Consider the following 16,526-nt stretch of genomic DNA (forward strand, 5'->3'; position numbering starts at 1 on the left):
GCGCGGCAAGCGAGAGCGTTGACCTCGTCTGTCGGCAGGCCTAGATCAGCGGGATGATAGATAGCGCATTCTCACATCTGCCGGCGCTCGAGCCGGGCAGCGTCTGGCTCGTCGGGGCCGGTCCCGGCGATCCGGGCCTGCTGACATTGCTTGCCGCCAAGGGGCTCGCCGAGGCCGATGTGATCGTCCATGACGCGCTGGTCAATGAGGAATGTCTGAAGCTCGCGCGGTCAGGTGCGGAGCTCGAATATGCGGGAAAACGCGGCGGCAAGCCCTCCGCCAAGCAGCGGGATATTTCGCTTCGACTGGTGGAATTGGCGCGGGCCGGAAAGCGCGTGCTGCGGCTGAAGGGCGGCGATCCCTTCGTCTTCGGGCGCGGTGGGGAAGAGGCGCTGACGCTGGTCGAACACAATATTCCGTTCCGCATCGTGCCGGGTATTACCGCCGGGATCGGCGGGCTTGCCTATGCCGGCATTCCGGTGACGCATCGCGACATCAACCATGCCGTGACCTTCCTGACCGGCCATGATTCCTCCGGCATCGTGCCCGATGCGATCAATTGGGAAGCGATCGGCAAGGGTTCGCCCGTCATCGTCATGTATATGGCGATGAAACATATATCCCAGATCAGCGCCAATCTTATTGCGTCCGGCCGTTCGGCATCCGAACCCGTGGCCTTCGTCTGCAACGCGGCGACCGGCGACCAGCAGGTGCTGGAAACGACGCTTGGGCAAGCGCCGGAGGCCGTTGCCGCCTCCGGGCTGGAGCCGCCGGCAATCGTCGTGGTCGGCGAAGTGGTGCGGCTGCGCGCCTCGCTCGACTGGCTGGGAGCTCTCGGCGGACGGCGGCTGCAGCCAGATCCTTTTCGACATGCCAACGGCCGAGGAAAGGAGACGGCATGAGCGGGTTGCTGATCGCCGCACCATCCTCCGGTTCCGGCAAGACGACGGTGACACTTGGGCTGCTGCGGGCGCTACGCAATCGCGGCGTGGCCGTCGCACCCGGCAAGGCTGGCCCCGATTATATCGACCCGGCGTTTCATGCTGCGGCAAGCGGCACGCTCTGCCTGAATTTCGACCCCTGGGGAATGCGGCCTGAACTGATTTCCGCCAATGCGACGCTGCATCGCTCCGGCGACCGCGTGCTGCTGATCGAGGGCATGATGGGCCTCTTCGACGGTGCTGCGGACGGGCGCGGCACGGCGGCCGATCTCGCGGCGCAGCTCGGGCTTTCCGTCGTGCTCGTCGTCGATGCCTCGCGGCTGTCGCAGTCGGTGGCGCCGCTCGTCAGCGGCTTTGCCGGTTTCCGGGCCGATGTGCGCATTGCCGGCGTCATCCTCAACAAGGTCGGCAGCGACCGGCATGAGGCGATGCTGCGTCAGGCGCTGGAAGCGATCCGCATGCCCATCGTTGCCGTCATCCGCAAGGATGCGATGCTGGGGCTGCCGGAGCGGCATCTGGGGCTGGTACAGGCGGGCGAACATGGCGCGCTCGACGCGTTTATCGACTATGCGGCGAATGCCGTTTCCGAAGAGTGCAATTTCGAATTCCTGATGCGCATCGCGCGTCAGGGCATGAACCGGCCGTCGGCTGCCAATATCGCCCGGCTGATGCCGTTCGGCAGGCATATTGCCGTTGCCCGCGATATCGCCTTTGCCTTCTGCTACGAGCATATGCTGCTCGGCTGGCGGCGGCGCGGCGCTGAGATTTCCTTCTTCTCGCCGCTGGCCGACGAAGGCCCGTCCGTCACTGCCGATGCGATCTATCTTCCCGGCGGCTATCCCGAACTGCATGCGGGCAGGCTCGCGGCCTCGCAGAATTTTGCGGTGGCGATGAAGGCTGCGGCCGATCGCGGCGTGCGCATCTATGGCGAATGCGGCGGCTACATGGTGCTGGGCGAGGGGCTGATCGACGAGAAGGGCGAGCGCCATGAAATGCTCGGCCTGTTGCCTCTCGTCACCAGCTATGAGACGCGCAAGCGGCATCTCGGCTATCGCCGTGTTACACCACTCGACGGCGCATTTTTCGACAGGCCGATGACGGCGCATGAATTCCACTATTCGACGATCGTCTCCGAAGGGGAGGCCGACCGGATGTTTGCCACGCAGGATGCACTCGGCAACGATCTCGGCCTGGCCGGCTTGCGGCGCGGGCAGGTGGCCGGCTCCTACATGCATCTGATCGATCTTGCGGGAGCTGCCACATGAATGCGCCGATCGTGCATGGCGGCGGCATTACCGCAGCGGCGGCAAGCTTCGGTGGACGGCTGGAGGACTGGCTCGATCTTTCGACGGGCATCAATCCCAATCCGGTGACGCTGCCGGAGATACCAGCGCGGGCGTGGCATCGCCTGCCGGACCGGCATCTGGTCGAGACGGCACGACWTGCGGCGCGCGATCATTATCGCAGCGGCGCGATCCTGCCGCTGCCGGTTCCCGGCACGCAATCGGCAATCCAGCTTCTGCCGCGGCTGATCGCGCCGGGGAGGCGAGTGGCGATCCTGTCGCCGACCTATGGGGAATATGCGCGGGCGTTCAGCGCTGCCGGTTTCGTGGTCGATGCGGTCAGCGATATCGATGACATCGGTGTGCAGCACGGGCTGGCGGTCGTCGTCAACCCGAACAATCCCGACGGTCGGATTTATGCGGCCGACAGGCTGGAAGCACTGCATGAGCGGCTGAAGACGGGCGGTGGTTTTCTGGTGGTCGATGAGGCTTTCGGCGATACCAGCCCGGAAGCCAGCCTCGCGCCACGTGCATCAGGGCTTTCGAACCTGATCATCTTCCGCTCCTTCGGAAAGTTCTTCGGGCTAGCAGGGCTGAGGCTCGGCTTTGCCATTGCACGGAGCGATATCCTCCAGCATTTCGAGGACTGGCTCGGTCCCTGGGCGGTTTCGGGGCCGGCACTGTCAATGGCGAGCTCGCTATTGAATTCGGATGTCTCCGCCATTGCCCGCTCGATTGCTGGGCGCCATCGGGGTCTCCGTACCGTGCTTGCCGAGGCCGGGCTTGCCGTTGCCGGCGGCACGCCGCTTTTCACCCTCGTTGCCGACGCGAAGGCCGGTGACATTTACACGACTCTCTGCCGCCATCATATTCTCGTCCGCCGGTTCGATTACGCGCCGGACTGGCTGCGCTTCGGCCTTGCGCCTGACGCTGCTGATGATGCACGACTTGCCGCGGCCCTTCGGAGCTTTGACCGATGAATTTGGATGAACATTCTCTCGTGCTGGTTCTGGCGCTGCTGCTGGACCGCATCATCGGCGATCCGCAATGGCTGTGGCTGCGCGTTCCGCATCCGGTCGCCATCTTCGGCAGGGCGATCGCCTATTTCGACCAGCATTTCAACCGCGACAGCCTGAGCAAGGCGCAGCGCCGGCAGAACGGCGTAGTGGCTATCCTCGCGCTGTCAGGGCTTGCGATCGTCACCGGCCTGGTGCTGCACTGGTTCCTGATGCTTTTCGGCCCCGTCGGCATCCTGCTCGAAGTCTTCTGCGTGGCGATCTTCCTGGCGCAGAAGAGCCTGTCGGACCATGTCGCGGCGGTTGCCACGGCATTGAAGAACGAAGGCCTTGTCGGCGGGCGCAAGGCGGTGTCGCGCATCGTCGGGCGCGATCCGGAAACGCTGGACGAGCCGGGCGTCTGCCGTGCGGCGATCGAAAGCCTCGCCGAGAATTTCTCCGATGGCGTCGTGGCACCAGCGCTCTGGTATGCGATCTTCGGCCTGCCGGGCCTGTTCTTCTACAAGATGCTCAATACGGCTGACTCGATGATCGGCCACCGCTCGGAAAAATACGTCGATTTCGGCTGGGCTTCGGCGCGGCTCGACGATATCGCCAACTGGCCGGCGGCGCGCCTTTCCATCCTGCTGATCGCCGTCGGCGCCGGCATCCGCCGCGGCACGGCTGCCTTCCGCGAAGCCTTCCGCGTCGGCATCCGCGACGGCAAACTGCACCGCTCGCCGAATTCCGGCCGCCCGGAAGCGGCGATGGCCGGCGCGCTCAATCTGCAGCTTGCCGGCCCGCGCGTCTATTCGGGTGTCGTGGTGCGTGAGCCGATGATCAACGGCACGGGCCGGGATGTGGCGACGGCAGGGGACGTGGAGGCCGGGATTTCGGTCTTTCAGGCGAGCTGCATGGCCCTGACGCTGCTTGCCTTCGTGGCTTTCGTCTGCCTGCTCTAGGTTAGCCTTCAGTCTCGTCCGTTCTTTGCCATCAGCAACACCGCCAATACACAGCTCAGAAGGCCAAGCGAGATTGGCAGGCCTTGATGCCCGATCAATTGCATCGCCAGTCCTGTTACGGGGGAGCCGACGATGCCGCCGATGCCCCAGACAAGGGCGAAGGCTGCGTTGCCGGCGATCAGGGCCTGGCCGGTGAAACGCTCGCCGAGCTGGATCAGCGACAGGGTATAGATGCCGAAGGAAACTCCGCCCCATAGGAAGACCAGTGGCCAGATGAGCCAGGCATCGAAGACAACAGGCAAGAGCAGGCAGCCGATCAGGTAAACCACAACGCAGAACAACAGCGTCCGCCGCGAGCCGAACCGTTCGGCGGCGCGCCCGAGCACGATCTGCAGCGCGGCATTGCCTGTTATGAAACAGGTGATCAGCGATGCGATGCGCTCCTCCTCGCTGCCGAGGGCTGCGCCATAGACCGCAAACAGGGAGAGCAGGATCTGCTCGAAAGCGGCAGCAGCGAAGACTGAAAACAACAGGAGCGGCGCCAGCGCGAAGAAACCGCCGACCGATATTGCCTCGCCTTCATGCCGCATGTCCGGCAGGCGAGGGGTGACCGCAAGCACGATCAGGCCGCAGGCAAGGAAGGCGGCGATACCGATCATGAAGGGCGGCCAGCCCTCGGTGCCGACGAGGCCGAGCGATAGCGGGCCGATGGCAAAGCCAACGGAAACGATCGACGAATAGAGGCCCATGATGCGGCCCCGGCGTGATGCGGGTGTGAGCGAGAGCAGCCAGGTTTCGCTGATCACGTAAAGAGGGTTGGCGAAGAAACCGAGCAGGAAGCGCAGCGGCATCCAGATCCAGGCATCATCGATGCAGGCAATCGCGGTGAGGGTGAGCGCAGCAAGGACCGAACACAGGATCGCAAGCCGGGCTCCGCCAATACGCCGCGAGAGTGCGGGAATGAAGGGCGCCGAGACGATGAAGCCTGTCGGAGTCATTGCCGCCGACAGGCCGATCAGGGTGGATGTCGTGCCCTGTCGCTCGAGGATGAAGCTCAGCAGCGGATAGGTCAGCCCCTGCGCCACGGCGAAGACCGTGACGGTGGCGATGATACCCGCCATTGCGGCCCAGGGGATGCGATCCTCTCCGTACGGGTGCCGGTGAAGCGCTGCGGTCGGCGGAGGCTGGTGATCCGGTGTCATTCGACATTTGCCTCATAGATGCCAGAAGGCCCCGACGTTTTCCGCCTCCCACTGTCTTGCCGGGCAGATATCGTCGATCAGCGGGAAGCTAACCTTCATCCTTCGCCTCAGTTCCTGGCGAAGGCGTATGCGCCGGAAAAGGCTCGTGATCACGCTCCTCATAGCCATCAGCCCGTGATGTCGATGCAGTGGCCGGCGATGCGGAGCGGACGAGAATGTGCAGCTATCGCTCATGATTACCTCCATAGGGTTTGAAGGTCCTGAGACCCTCGACCTGAAACAGAGGATGAATTCTGCGCGATAGGGCGGGCGCGGTAATTAAGCGCTTCCAAAAAGTTCGCAAAAACTTCCAAAGGGACTAAACAGGGCAGAACAGGATTTCGCCCCATCAGGACAACACGGACATGACCGCCTCATCTTCCTTTCTCGGCCTTCCCGATCGCCTGCCCGATGGCCGTGTGCCCCGTGCAGTGATCTTCGCAGCCGCGCACGGCAGCACCTATCCCGGCAAGGACAGCAGCGGTTATGCGCTGGCCGCCGGCGCTATCCGCGCTGCAAGCCAGGAGGATGCCGATCTCATTGAGCACTGGGATTTCGATCTCGGCGGCCCGCTCTTTGCCGGCGGGCCGGTCTCCTGCATCGATGCCGGCGAGATCGAGACCATCATGCATGACAATGCCGGCAATCGCGCCCGGATCGAGGCGAAGACGCGCGAGGTGCTGGCATTGCCGGCCGTGCCGATCCTGCTCGGCGGCGATGATTCCGTACCCATTCCTTTTCTGGCGGCTTTCGCGGATCACGGGCCGGTCTGGGTCCTGCAGATCGATGCCCATATCGACTGGCGCGACGAGCTCCATGGCGAGCGCTATGGTTATTCAAACCCGATGCGAAGGGTAAGCGAGATGCCGCACGTCGCCGGCATCGTGCAGGTCGGCATACGCGGCGTCGGCAGCGCGCGTCTGACCGAGATCGAGGCGGCCCTGCGCTATGGCAGCCATATCGTCACCGCCCGAGAGGTTCATGCCGATGGCATCGAAGCGGCCCTGCTGCATATTCCCGAGGGCGCAAGGGTCGTCGTCACTCTCGATTGTGACGGCCTCGATCCCGGCATCATGCCCGGGGTGGCGGCACGTAGCCCCGGCGGGCTGGCCTACACGCAGGTGATCGACCTGATCGCCGGTCTCGGCAAGCGGGCGCGCATCGCCGGTTTCGATCTTGTGGAGCTTTATCCTCCTGCCGATATCGACGGCGTGTCGGCGCTGACCGCATCGCGCCTGCTCGTCAACGTGCTCGGCACCATCGTCAGGCAGGGCTGAAGCCGGGCTTTGTCTCGCAGCGTAGGGGGTCGATCAACGGCTGTTTTGCCCGAGGCGCGGCTCCGTCCCTGACAGCAGCCGCCTGATATTGGCGTGATGGCGAAGGATCACGTATAGGCCGCCTGCGATCACCAGCAACCGATAGGGCAAGGGTTGCTGCAGGCCGAAGACGAGAGCGATAGCCGTCAACGCCGCCAGCATCGAACTCAGGGAAACGATCCTGGAGATGCCGAGCGCAACGCCGAAAACCACGACAGCGCCGACGCCGACAGGCCAGGACATTGCCAGCAGAACGCCGAGCCCCGTGGCCGCCGACTTGCCTCCCGTAAAATTCAGCCAGATCGAACGGCCGTGCCCCAACAGCACACCAAGACCGGCCAGGCACACAGCCCAGGGCTCGGCGCTCTGCAGATCAAGCGCTGTCGGCGGCGTATCTGATAAGACCGTCGAGAACCAGAGGTAAAACCAGCGGGCAAAGACGACTGCTGCGACGCCCTTCAGCACGTCGATGAGGAGAACCGCCAGCGCAGGCCATTTGCCGAGGGTTCGCAATACATTCGTTGCTCCGGTGGATCTGGAGCCATGCTCGCGGATATCGATGCCCTTCAGCAGTTTTCCCGCCAGGTAGCCCGTGGGTAGGGAGCCGAAGAGATAGGCGACCGCCAATCCAACCAGACTTGCTATCCAGAAAACCATGGGAACCGCCTCGATGCTCGATCTTCAGGTGGTCATTATTTCGTTGTCGCCGCCACCGTCTGCTGCCTGATGTACACAGATCGCATCCTTGATGCCAAGCGCATGAACCGCCGCGGAATACCTGGGTCTGGCATCGGGCAGGACGGTTCCAACCCGGAATGAAAGCCTCTAGGATGCGCGCCATGCAGGGATTGCGCTTTGCCTTTGGTCCATTCGTGCTTGATCCGGAGGCGGGGACGCTTCTTCGGAATGACGATCCCGTTGCCGTCGGGCACCGCGGGGTAAAATTGCTTGCCGCGCTCGTCGGGCGGCCCGGCGAAATTCTGGCCAAGACCGAGCTGATGGATGCGGCCTGGCCGGGCACTGCCGTCGAGGAGGGCAATCTCACCGTCCAGATCGCGCAACTGCGCAAGCTGCTGGGGCCGGCCGCTGATGGCGGTGAATGGATTTCTACGGTTCCGCGCATCGGCTACCGCTTTATCGGGGCCATCAAGCAGCTTGGCAGCGCGAAGCGAAAGCTTCCGGCGCTGCCGGACAAGCCATCGATTGTCGTGCTGCCCTTCATCAATGTCAGTTCTGATCCGGAGCAGGACTTCTTCGCGGATGGCCTGACCGAAGACCTGATCACTGACCTGTCCAGGTTCCCCGACCTGTTCGTCATCGCCCGCAGCTCGGCCTTTGCCTACAAGGGAAAGGCAATGGACGTGCGCGCGATCGCCGCGGAGCTTGGCGTGCGTTACCTGCTGGAAGGCAGCGCAAGACGCGCCGCCGGGCGCGTGCGCATCAATGCGCAGCTGGTAGACGCCGGGAGTGGCGACCATCTCTGGGCGGAGCGCTTCGACCGCAGCCTGGACGACATCTTTGCCGTTCAGGACGAGGTCACCGGCAAGATCGTCGAGGCGCTGCTCGGCCGGCTGCGGCCGATGCCGCCCCGCAACCGGCCCAAGAACCTCGATGCTTACGATCTCTGCGTGCGGGCGCGTACGCTGATGGATGATGCGCCGCAAAGTGCGCGGCAAACGCAGCTGATGCTGACACGGGCCATTGCCCTCGACCCTGATTATGCCGAGGCCCATCGCTGGCTTGCGCTCAACCACTGGATGGGATGGGTGCATAGCGGTGGACCGACGGACGCTGACCGCAGCGTTGCCCTGGAACTTGCGCGCAAGGCCGTCGCGCTCGATCCCAACGATGCCGGCAGCCGCTGGGTGCTGGCCTACCTGCTTGCCTACGAGCGCAGCTTTTCAGAAGCCGATGCGGAATTTGCAAAAGCCATCGCGCTAGACCCGAACGAGGCAGACACCTGGGCGGCCCTGTCAGACATTTCTGTTCTCGCCGGGCGGATCGACGAGGGTCTCGAACATATCGGCAAGGCCTTCCGGCTGAATCCTTTTCCGGCCAGCTGGTACTATCTGACGCTCGGCCAGGCGCAATATGCTGATGGTAACTACGAAGCCGTTGTCGAGACGCTGCACCGGGAGGAAACCTATCGCACAAGCTCACGCCGTTTCCTGGCGGCGGGCCTGGCCCAGCTCGGCCGGCTCGAAGAGGCCCGTGCGGAGGCCGAGCTGTTTCTCGTCGCAAACCCGCATTTCACCATCAGCCATTGGGTCGCGATGGAGCCATTCCGCGACGAAGCGACGCTCGCGCATTTCGTCGATGGCTACCGCAAGGCTGGCTTTCCGGAGTGAGATGCAGTGCGATAACTGCCCTGTTCTGTTAAAAATGTGATTACCATTCGGCTTAAGGCAATATACGCAGTATTGTTGTAGTTTCTCCTCTCGTTGGGTGGGGCAAGCGTTTAGAGTTCGATTGAGGGATCACTATGAAGACGTTTTTTGCGGCCGCGACCGCAGTATTATTGCTGCAATTTTCTCCGGTTGCAGCTGAAGCTGCCACGCTGGTTGCCAATATCAGCATCAGCAAGCAGACGATGACTGTGAGCCAGAACGGTTGGGTCAAGTATCGCTGGAGGGTTTCGACGGCGCGCAAAGGTTATTCCACGCCGACCGGTTCGTGGAGCGCCAAGTGGCTGTCGCGCGATCACCGCTCGAAGAAATACGACAATGCGCCAATGCCATTCGCGGTGTTCTTCAACGGCGGTTATGCCGTTCACGCCACGTTCGAACGCAAGCGTTTGGGCACGCCGGCCTCGCATGGCTGCGTGCGCCTCGATCCCGCCAATGCGGCGGCGTTCTTCTCGATGGCGCAGGAAAACGGTCTTGCCAATACGCGCGTGGTGATCACGCGGTAATCATGCGCTCCAGCTGATCCATATCGGGAACGACGATGTGACGATTGTTTTCGATGCGGATGACGCCCTGCTTGCGCAGCTTCGTCATCTGGCGGCTGACGGTTTCGATCGTCAGCCCCAGGAAATCGGCGATCTCGCTGCGTGAGAGCGGCAAGTCGAAGGCAGCGCTGCTGGTCGTTTCCGGCTCTGCATGCGTGGCGACGAGATAGAGAAGGCTTGCGACCTTTTCCTGGGCCGTGCGGCGGCCGAGCGTCAGCATCCATTCCCGCGCCGCATCCAGCTCCTTCAGCGCCTGGGCGTGCAGGTTATGCTGCAGTTCCGGCGTATCCGATATCATTCGGTCGAGCAGCCCGCGGGGGAAGACGCAGATTTCCGTCGGCGTGGCCGCTTCGGCCGACAATGTACTTTCCGGCACGAAGGGGCGGCCGATGAAATCGGGGGCGAATTGCAGGCCGACGATCTGCTGGCGCCCGTCAGGCATGACCTTGCAGAGCTTCACCACGCCATTCATGATGTTGGAATAGGACGAGACTTCTTCGCCCTGGGCGACGATCTCGCAGCCGGCATCGAGCTTGCGGCGAGTCGAGTGCTTGCAGAGCTCGCGCAGTTGCGCAGCCGCCAGCGCCCCGCAGACGACGCCGTGGCGTGCCTCGCAGACGCGGCAGGTTGCCGGAATACTTATGTCAGGATCTTCACTACGCGCGATGTCCATTTTCCGGTGCCCCGATCCGACCATGTGCCTGCGTTTGTGTTACGCTTCGGCCCCAAGGTCATCTATTCCGATTTCTTGCGTCTGCGTCTTGATCTTTATCAATTCCGACCGGATTCCAATTTGATCCAGATCAAAGTTTCCTTCTTCAGTGGGTTATTTCCCACCTTGAACACCAACCTGCTGCAGAAATATCCGGCTCTGTTTCGCCCTATACGAGTCATCCGGCAGCGCCGCAATTCAACGCAAGTTTAGGTGCACGGAGGTTTCGTTCTGTGTGTACATTACCCGTTGCAACCGTGGATCAGGACGATATCTGCGGCGTCGAGGCAGACGGTTTTGTCGGCACGGAGGCCAGAAAAATCATTAGCCGGGTGGCCGCTTTACGAATCGATGCCTATCTCGGACAGGCCGAAGCGCGCCATTCCATTGCTGTTTAGGCAACACCTGCTCGCCAAATTGGCTTGCAACCGGGACGAAAGCATTGGCTTTTGAAATGGATTTGCCTATGAGGAGGAGAATCTTCATTTCCAAGAGGTAGAGCGAGTGACCGCTACATTCGATAAAGTTGCCGACATCATTGCTGAAACCAGCGAGATCGACCGCGCAACGATCACGCCGGAAAGCCACACGATCGACGACCTCGGTATCGACAGCCTCGACTTCCTCGATATCGTTTTCGCCATCGACAAGGAATTCGGCATCAAGATTCCGCTCGAGAAGTGGACGCAGGAAGTCAACGAAGGCAAGGTTTCCACCGAGGAATACTTCGTGCTGAAGAACCTCTGTGCCAAGATTGACGAGCTGCGCGCCGCAAAGGCTTGAAGCAACATCATCGTCTTTTTTTCACGCCCTGCCGCCGTTGATATGGCGGCCGGGCGGTTTTGTTCCTAAGTAGGCCTTCCGACGGGCTTTTGCGCGTCGCGCCGGAGAAGACTGATGCTGCTGGAATATTTCCAGATGATTGACCGTATCGAGGCGGTGGACCTTGAGAAGCGCACGCTCGTTGCGCGCTCGGTCGTGCCGGCCAAGAGCCCCGTTTTCGAAGGGCATTTCCCGGGCATGCCGCTCGTTCCCGGCGTGCTTCTCATCGAAACCATGGCGCAGGCCTCCGGCATGCTGGTGCTGGCTGCCACGAATTTTGCATCCATGCCTTTCCTGATGTCGGTCGATGGCGCCAAGATGCGCACCTTCGTCGAGCCGGAAGCGGTGCTCGATATCGAGGCTTTCCTCGAACATGACGGCTCCGGTTTTGCCGTAACCAAGGCAAAGATCACCAGCGGCGGCAAGAAGGTCTGCGATGCGCAGCTCAAGCTGCGCACCATGCCGTTCAGCGAAATTCCGCTCGGCGATATCGTGAAGAAACGCGCGGAAGAGGTGGGCCTGATGGCCGCCATCGCTGCGCAGGGGGCGAAGGCCCAGGGGAGTGAATAGATGAGCAAGGCCGCCAATGACGTCGTCATCACCGGCATCGGCATCGTGACCTGTCAGGGTGTCGGCAAGGATGCGCATATCGCCCTCCTGACCGCCGAAGCTGCGCCCCAGACCGTCGTCGAGACCGAGAAGTTCAAACCCTATCCGGTTCATCCGCTGCCTGAGATCGACTGGTCGCAGCAGATCGCCAAGCGCGGCGACCAGCGCCAGATGGAAAACTGGCAGCGCATCGGCGTCTTCACGGCGGGCCTGGCACTCGACGATGCCGGCTTCAAGGACGACATGGAAGCCTGCGGCACCATGGACATGATCGTGGCAGCCGGCGGCGGCGAGCGCGACATCAATGTCGATACGCTGATCGTCGACGAGGGCCTGAAGCGCAACGACCGCGAGCTGCTGCTGAACGAAAAGCTGACGACGGAGCTGCGCCCGACGCTGTTCTTAGCGCAGCTTTCCAATCTGCTCGCCGGCAATATCTCCATCGTTCACAAGGTCACCGGTTCCTCGCGCACCTTCATGGGTGAGGAAGCCTCCGGCGTTTCTGCAGTCGAGACGGCCTTCTGGCGCATCAAGTCGGGCGAATCCACCCACGCGCTGGTCGGCGGCGCCTTTGCTGCCGAACGTCCGGACATGATCCTGCTCACCGAGGCGATCGGCGCACATACGCGCGGCGAATGGGCACCGCTCTGGTCGCGCTCCGGCCTCGAAGGCGGCGGGATGATCACCGGTTCGGCCGGCGCCTTCCTGGTGCTTGAATCGCGCAAGCATGCCGAAGCGCGGGGCGCGCATATCTATGCCACCATCAACGCCGTCGAAGGCGATCGCGGCAATCGCGGTGCTGGCAATTTCGAAGTTCGGATGGAGCGGCTGTTGAAGCCCGCGGCTGCGCTTGCGACTGAGACCACGGCGATCTTCTCCGGCTCGACCGGCATGCATGAGATTGCCGGACGCGAAAAGGCGGTGCTGGAGCATCAGCTTCCGGGCGCTGCGATCCGCGGCTTCGGTGGCGTTTCGGGCCACGCGATCGAGGCGCATTTCACGCTCGGCCTCGCGCTTGCCGCCCTTGCCATCGATGCAACGGCCAAGGTTCCGCCCTTCGATGCCGCGCACGAAGCGCCGATGAAGGCGGGCACGAAAGCGGCCGTCGTCACTACCGTTGGACACCAGCGCGGCGAAGGCGTCGCCGTTCTTTCCGCAGAAGCGTGAGGAGAGACTGAAATGACAGCTTCCGCTTACAGGGATCATCTCGGCCGGCCGATCGTTGCGGTAACAGGCATGGGCATCATGACCTCGCTCGGCCAGGGCCTGAAAGACAACTGGGCGGCTCTTTCGTCCGGCACATCGGGCATTCACGAGATCACCCGTTTCCCGACGGACGGCCTTTCGACGCGCATTGCCGGCACGGTCGATTTCATCGACATTCCCGTGCCGAACGCGGTCGAGCGCTCCTTTGCCTTTGCACGCGAGACGACCATCGAGGCACTTGCCAATGCCGGTATTTCCGGCGATTTCAACGGCCCGCTGTTCCTGGCCGCGCCGCCGATCGAGCCGGAATGGAGCGCCCGCTTCGAACTTGCCGACCGTTCGCCGGCAGCCGACCATCCAGGTGACGCCTATGAGCGGTTCCTCGCCGCCATGCGCCAGCGTCCCGATCCGGCCTTCCATGAGGCGGCGCTTTTCGGCGCGATTTCCGAGCGTCTCTCCGACCGTTTCGGCACGCGCGGCCTGCCGATCACGCTGTCGACAGCCTGTGCATCGGGTGTGACGGCCATCCAGCTCGGCATCGAGGCGATCCGCCAGGGCCGTACCGACCGGGCGCTGACGGTCGCGACCGACGGTTCGCTGAGTGCCGAAGCGCTGATCCGCTTCTCGCTGCTCTCGGCTCTTTCCACCCAGAACGACCCGCCGACCAAGGCCTCCAAGCCGTTCAGCAAGGATCGAGACGGCTTCGTCATCGCCGAAGGTTCCGCGACGTTGGTGCTTGAATCGCTGGAATCGGCAATTGCCCGTGGCGCCAAGATTCTCGGCATCATGAAGGGCGCGGGCGACAAGGCCGACAGCTTCCACCGCACGCGCTCCTCGCCCGATGGCGGGCCGGCGATCGCGACGATCCGCGCGGCACTTGCGGATGCCGGCATGAGCGAAGGCGATATCGGCTATATCAACGCTCACGGCACCTCGACGCCTGAAAACGACAAGATGGAATATGGCTCCATGTCTGCCGTCTTCGGCGAAAAGCTGGTTGGCATTCCGGTTTCGTCCAACAAGTCGATGATCGGCCATACGCTGACGGCGGCAGGAGCTGTCGAGGCAGTCTTCTCGCTGCAGACGATGCTGACAGGCACGCTGCCGCCGACGATCAACTACAACAACCCGGATCCGTCGATCGTTCTCGATGTCGTGCCGAACAAGAAGCGGGAAGCCCAGGTCTCGGCCGTGCTTTCCAACTCTTTCGGCTTCGGCGGACAGAATGCCAGCCTTGTCATGGCGCTCGAACCGGCTTAAGCGGTTCCCGACAACACTAAACCGTGTCGCGATCGTTCGGATTCGCTTGACACGGTTTAGGTCTTTGTCTTTACGCATGTCGTCGCCGCAAAACCGCTGCACACTTTTGCGCGACATGTTTTAGCAATAAGAAAAACGCCTTAAACGCGAGAGGTTTTGCCATGCGCGCTTTGCAACTGATCGATGACCGCAAGCTTGAGATCACCGACCTGCCGGAACCGGACGCCCCTGGTGCCGGCGAGGTGACGTTGCGCGTCAAGGCGGTTGCGCTGAACCATATCGATGTCTGGGGCTGGCGCGGCATGGCGTTCGCCAAGCGCAAGATGCCGCTCGTCATCGGCGCGGAAGCCTCCGGCGTCGTCGAAGCGATGGGCCCCGGCGTGGCGAATGTTCTGCCCGGTCAGCTCGTCGCGATCTACGGCGCGCGCACCTGCGGCCTCTGCCGTCCCTGCCGCGAAGGCCGCGACAATCTCTGCGAACATGTCTCCGGCGTGCATGGCTTCCATCTCGACGGCTTCGCGCAGGAGAAGGTGAACCTGCCGGCGCGCCTCCTGGTTCCTGCCCCTCCCGGTGTCGATGCGATCGGTGCAGCGCTTGCGCCCGTCACCTTCGGCACCGTCGAGCATATGCTTTTCGACAATGCCAAGCTCGAACCCGGTGAAACCATTCTCGTGCATGCCGGCGGCTCCGGCATCGGCACGGCGGCGATCCAGCTTGCCAAGAAGATCGGCTGCACCGTCATCACGACAGTCGGTTCCGACGACAAGATCGAGAGGGCCAAGGCGCTCGGCGCCGATCACGTCATCAACTACCGCACCGACCGCTTTGAAGGTGTGGTGCGCAAGCTCACCAAGAAGAAGGGCGTCGACGTCGTTTTCGAACATGTGGGCAAGGATACCTGGGCGGGCTCGATGCTCTGCATGAAGCGCGGCGGCCGTCTCGTCACCTGCGGTTCCACTTCGGGTGTTTCGACCGAGATGAACCTGATGATGCTCTTTCAGCAGCAGCTGAAGCTCCTGGGCTCTTTCGGCTGCCGCATGGAAAACATGGCAGACGCCATGCAGAAAATGGGCCGCGGCCTCGTTCATCCCGTCATCGATACCGAAGTCAGCTTCGACGATATCGACCGCGCCCTGGAGCGCATGGAATCCCGTCAGATCTTCGGCAAGATCATCCTGAAGATGGACTGACCGATTGAAGCTGTTCATCACCAGGATCGTTCTGGCGCTCAGGCGTTTCCAGCAATGGCTGGTGGCGCAGCTGATGTTCGGCTTCCTGAACTTCCTGAAGCTTTTCCCCGCCGATGGCGCCATGCGTTTTGCCGACCGGATGACCCGCCAGGTCGGCCGGCGGCTGAAGCGCCACAAGCTGATGCTCTACAATCTGCGCCGGGCCTTTCCGGAAAAGAGTGACGCGGAGCTTGAGGAAATCGCGCTGGAAAGCTGGGGCAATATGGGCCGGCTTGCGGCCGAATATGTCTTTCTCGACCAGCTCTTCGATTTCGATCCTGAAAGCGCCGAGCCGGGCAGGGTGGAAGTCTCGGGCATTCCGATCTTCCTGGAGCTGCGCGACAATCCGCGCCCCTTCATCGTCTTTACCGGCCATACCGGCAATTTCGAGCTCTTGCCGGTTGCCGGCAATGCCTTCGGTCTCAGCGTGACGGTGCTCTTCCGGCCGCCGAACAATCCTTACATCGCGCAGAAGGTCTTCGATTTCCGCAGCGGCCGCATGGGCAAGCTGGTGCCTTCGCATGCCGGTTCCTCCTTTGCGCTGGCGCGCCAGCTCGAAGCGGGCCAAGGGGTCGGCGTTCTCGTCGACCAGAAGTTCAGCCGCGGGTTGAAGACGAAATTCTTCGGGCTCGACACCAAGACCAATCCGCTCTTGCCAAAGCTCGTGCGGCAGTTCAATTGCGAGGTCTATCCGGCCCGTTGCATCCGCCTTCCCGGCAATCGCTACCGGCTGGAGATCGAACCGAAGATGGAGATGCCGCGCGACGAGAAGGGTAATCTCGATCTTCCCGCCACCGCGCAGATGATGAACGACAAGGTTGAGAGCTGGGTGCGCGAGTACCCGGCCCAGTGGCTGTGGTATCACGACCGTTGGGATATAAAGCGTTCCGTCAGTCTGTAAGATTCTGCCTGTAAGATTTTGCTCCTGATTTATAATCGGTGAGAAGCGACAGGTCCGCTTCAGTTGAAACTGAGCAGAGTTCATGTTACGCGTCTCTAC

The 16,526-nt window shown here is 62.3% G+C and carries 17 protein-coding genes; 14 read left to right on the forward strand and 3 right to left on the reverse strand.

Annotated elements, in window-relative coordinates; genetic code table 11:
• Nucleotides 1-53: 53 nt before the first annotated feature.
• Genes cobA through cbiB form a run of 4 tightly spaced genes read left to right on the forward strand, consistent with a single transcriptional unit; the run spans nt 54 to nt 4,181 of the window.
• Entirely contained in the window at nt 54-902 is an 849-nt protein-coding gene (gene cobA, locus AC1D35_RS01015; protein ID WP_113299359.1) for a uroporphyrinogen-III C-methyltransferase, read from the forward strand.
• Nucleotides 899-2,206 (forward strand): cobyrinate a,c-diamide synthase, encoded by a 1,308-nt coding sequence (locus tag AC1D35_RS01020; protein WP_477938172.1) that lies wholly within the window; start codon nt 899-901, stop codon nt 2,204-2,206. The genes cobA and AC1D35_RS01020 overlap by 4 nt, the downstream gene beginning before the upstream one ends.
• A complete protein-coding gene (gene cobD, locus AC1D35_RS01025; protein WP_477938173.1) occupies nt 2,203-3,204 on the forward strand; it encodes a threonine-phosphate decarboxylase CobD in 1,002 nt (333 codons plus the stop codon). The genes AC1D35_RS01020 and cobD overlap by 4 nt, the downstream gene beginning before the upstream one ends.
• Complete coding sequence (gene cbiB, locus AC1D35_RS01030; RefSeq protein WP_113311122.1) at nt 3,201-4,181, forward strand: adenosylcobinamide-phosphate synthase CbiB; 981 nt, start codon at nt 3,201-3,203, stop codon at nt 4,179-4,181. The genes cobD and cbiB overlap by 4 nt, the downstream gene beginning before the upstream one ends.
• 8 nt (nt 4,182-4,189) lie before the next feature.
• Here the strand turns inward: cbiB and AC1D35_RS01035 are convergent, their stop codons facing one another.
• The gene (locus AC1D35_RS01035; RefSeq protein ID WP_113311121.1) at nt 4,190-5,383 is read right to left on the reverse strand and encodes an MFS transporter; all 1,194 of its coding nucleotides are present in this window, start codon (nt 5,381-5,383) and stop codon (nt 4,190-4,192) included.
• Between the two features lie 404 nt (nt 5,384-5,787).
• Here AC1D35_RS01035 and AC1D35_RS01040 point away from each other — a divergent pair, with 404 nt between their 5' ends.
• A complete protein-coding gene (locus tag AC1D35_RS01040) occupies nt 5,788-6,699 on the forward strand; it encodes an agmatinase (protein WP_113311120.1) in 912 nt (303 codons plus the stop codon).
• A gap of 33 nt (nt 6,700-6,732) precedes the next feature.
• Here the strand turns inward: AC1D35_RS01040 and plsY are convergent, their stop codons facing one another.
• Nucleotides 6,733-7,395: a glycerol-3-phosphate 1-O-acyltransferase PlsY gene (plsY, locus tag AC1D35_RS01045; protein WP_113311119.1), complete on the reverse strand. Its 663-nt coding sequence runs from the start codon at nt 7,393-7,395 to the stop codon at nt 6,733-6,735.
• Nucleotides 7,396-7,577: 182 nt separating this feature from the next.
• Between plsY and AC1D35_RS01050 the strand changes: the two genes are divergently transcribed.
• The gene (locus AC1D35_RS01050; RefSeq protein WP_113311178.1) at nt 7,578-9,086 is read left to right on the forward strand and encodes a winged helix-turn-helix domain-containing protein; all 1,509 of its coding nucleotides are present in this window, start codon (nt 7,578-7,580) and stop codon (nt 9,084-9,086) included.
• Nucleotides 9,087-9,220: 134 nt separating this feature from the next.
• A complete protein-coding gene (locus AC1D35_RS01055) occupies nt 9,221-9,649 on the forward strand; it encodes a L,D-transpeptidase (RefSeq protein WP_113299351.1) in 429 nt (142 codons plus the stop codon).
• On the opposite strand, the gene AC1D35_RS01060 is transcribed toward AC1D35_RS01055, so the two are convergent.
• Nucleotides 9,639-10,361, reverse strand: a complete 723-nt coding sequence (locus AC1D35_RS01060) for a Crp/Fnr family transcriptional regulator (RefSeq protein WP_113299350.1) — start codon at nt 10,359-10,361, stop codon at nt 9,639-9,641. The genes AC1D35_RS01055 and AC1D35_RS01060 overlap by 11 nt on opposite strands.
• A gap of 296 nt (nt 10,362-10,657) precedes the next feature.
• Between AC1D35_RS01060 and AC1D35_RS01065 the strand changes: the two genes are divergently transcribed.
• The 7 genes from AC1D35_RS01065 (at nt 10,658) to AC1D35_RS01095 (ending at nt 16,427) form a co-directional block, all read left to right on the forward strand.
• Nucleotides 10,658-10,798 carry a hypothetical protein gene (locus tag AC1D35_RS01065; RefSeq protein ID WP_162748605.1) on the forward strand — a complete coding sequence of 47 codons (141 nt, stop codon included), beginning with the start codon at nt 10,658-10,660 and terminating at the stop codon, nt 10,796-10,798.
• Nucleotides 10,799-10,904: 106 nt separating this feature from the next.
• Nucleotides 10,905-11,183 (forward strand): acyl carrier protein, encoded by a 279-nt coding sequence (locus AC1D35_RS01070; protein WP_007814022.1) that lies wholly within the window; start codon nt 10,905-10,907, stop codon nt 11,181-11,183.
• Between the two features lie 114 nt (nt 11,184-11,297).
• On the forward strand, nt 11,298-11,792 hold the full coding sequence (locus AC1D35_RS01075; protein ID WP_113311118.1) for a 3-hydroxyacyl-ACP dehydratase FabZ family protein: 495 nt from the start codon (nt 11,298-11,300) through the stop codon (nt 11,790-11,792).
• Entirely contained in the window at nt 11,793-12,998 is a 1,206-nt protein-coding gene (locus AC1D35_RS01080; protein WP_113299348.1) for a beta-ketoacyl-ACP synthase, read from the forward strand.
• Between the two features lie 12 nt (nt 12,999-13,010).
• The gene (locus AC1D35_RS01085; RefSeq protein ID WP_113299347.1) at nt 13,011-14,297 is read left to right on the forward strand and encodes a beta-ketoacyl-ACP synthase; all 1,287 of its coding nucleotides are present in this window, start codon (nt 13,011-13,013) and stop codon (nt 14,295-14,297) included.
• A gap of 161 nt (nt 14,298-14,458) precedes the next feature.
• A complete protein-coding gene (locus AC1D35_RS01090) occupies nt 14,459-15,487 on the forward strand; it encodes a zinc-binding dehydrogenase (protein ID WP_113311117.1) in 1,029 nt (342 codons plus the stop codon).
• Nucleotides 15,488-15,491: 4 nt separating this feature from the next.
• Nucleotides 15,492-16,427 (forward strand): lipid A biosynthesis lauroyl acyltransferase, encoded by a 936-nt coding sequence (locus AC1D35_RS01095; protein WP_113311116.1) that lies wholly within the window; start codon nt 15,492-15,494, stop codon nt 16,425-16,427.
• Nucleotides 16,428-16,526 lie beyond the last annotated feature (99 nt).

The organism is Rhizobium sp. P1_E6 (assembly GCF_056405875.1).